Annotated in this window: 1 protein-coding gene; it reads left to right on the top strand. The window is 44.4% G+C overall.

Annotation, left to right across the window (positions count from 1 at the left end; translation table 11 throughout):
• Positions 1 to 1,935 (top strand): HEAT repeat domain-containing protein (locus tag QUA45_RS28630; protein ID WP_333223311.1); only part of this gene is annotated, 1,935 nt, incomplete at both ends.

Below are 1,935 nucleotides of genomic sequence, written 5' to 3'. Positions count from 1 at the left end.
AAGATGTGCGATCGATTTACGAATCATTTCTGCCCCAAGCTTACGAAATTCCTAAAGAACATCAACGGCGGCTGCAACACAGCAATCAATTAGACGCGATCGATCTAGAAAATTTAGAGAAATATCGGCGCGGTTATTTTTCTCAGCCGATCGTATCCGTGTTAGATGTGATCAATGACAAGCAAAAGTATCCCTACATTGTTATTTTAGGCGATCCGGGTTCGGGCAAGTCTACTCTGTTACAAACTTTAGCATTAAACTGGGCGCGATCGCCCTTAAATAGCGTGACATCTCTGCCGATTCCGCTGCTAATAGAATTGCGAACTTACATTCGCAGCGGGGAATCAGGACATTGCAAGAACTTCCTCGAATTTTTCCATCAAAGTCCCGGTTCAATTTGTCACTTGAATCAGCATCAATTGCAGGAACAGCTTAAAGCAGGTGACGCTGTGGTGATGTTCGACGGGTTAGATGAAATTTTCGAGCTCGGGAAACGAGAAGATGTAATTACAGCGATTCATCGGTTTACCAATGAGTATCCCCGCGTGCGAGTGATTGTTACGTCTCGGATTATTGGTTACAAACCTCAACGGTTGCAAGATGCAGAGTTTCATCACTTTATTCTCCAAGATTTGAATGCGGAACAAATTCAGGATTTTGTTCGCCGCTGGCACGACTTAACTTTTACTGATGCAGGGGAAAAAGCGCGGATTCGCGATCGCATGGAAAGAGCATTAGCGTATTCATCTACGATTAGAGATTTAGCGGGTAATCCGTTATTGTTGACGATTATGGCGATTTTAAATCGCAGTCAAGAATTGCCGAGAGACAGGGCGGAACTTTACAATCAAGCTTCGCGGGTATTGCTGTATCAATGGGATGTGGAAAGGTCTTTAGTAGAGGATAGAAGGCTCGATCCGAAAACTATTGATGCTAAAGATAAGCAAGAAATGCTGCGGCGAGTCGCTTACAAAATGCAAGCAGCACCTGAAGGGTTGGCTGGCAATATTATTAGTGCGGAAGATTTGGAGAATACCCTGACAGCATATCTGAAGAATAAAGATTTCGATAGACCGAAAGAGCGGGCAAGGTTGATAATTAACCAACTGCGAACTCGCAACTTTATTTTATGTTTTTTGGGTGCGGATACTTATGGGTTTGTGCATCGAACTTTTTTGGAATATTTCTGTGCGTCGGAGGTAGTGGAAAGGTTTCAGAAGACACAAGAAATTTCACTGGAGGAGGTGAAAACCGAAGTTTTTGGCAAGCACTGGGATGATGAATCTTGGCAGGAAGTTTTGTGCTTGATTGCGGGATTGATTGCTGGAAAGTTTACAGGGAAATTGATTGAGTTTTTGATTGAACAGGATGGCACAGCCCCAAAGTTCCGCAATCTGTTTTTGGCTGCGAAGTGTTTGGATGAGGTGAGGGATAGAAAGGTGATTGCTGCGGTTGAGACTCAATTGCTTGAACGCTTAAAAGAGTTAACCAAGTACGACCTCAATTACTATTATGAGGCTTATGAAGAAGAAGCTAATCTAGTTAATGAAATTCGTACTCAAGCAGTAAGTGCGATCGCCTTTACTTGGAAAGATGGCGCCGAAACCTTACCTTGGCTCAAACAACTGGCTCAATCTGATGGTGATTCGGATGTGCGATATGCAGCAGTCCAAGAAATAGCACGGGGCTGGAAAGATGACCCGGAAACCTTACCTCTCCTCAAACAACTGGCTCAATCTGATGATGATTCAGGTGGGCGACGTGCAGCAGTCCAACAATTAGCACGGGGGTGGAAAGATGACCCAGACACCTTACCTATCCTCAAACAACTGGCTCAATCTGATGATGATTCTGCTGTGCGACGTGCAGCAGTCCAACAATTAGCACGGGGGTGGAAAGATGACCCAGACACCTTACCTATCCTCAAACAACTGG

It is taken from the genome of Microcoleus sp. Pol12A5 (genome assembly GCF_036701435.1).
Classification (GTDB): Bacteria; Cyanobacteriota; Cyanobacteriia; order Cyanobacteriales; family Microcoleaceae; genus Microcoleus.
Note: the sequence above shows the minus strand (reverse complement) of the source record. Positions and strands in the feature narration are given on the sequence as shown.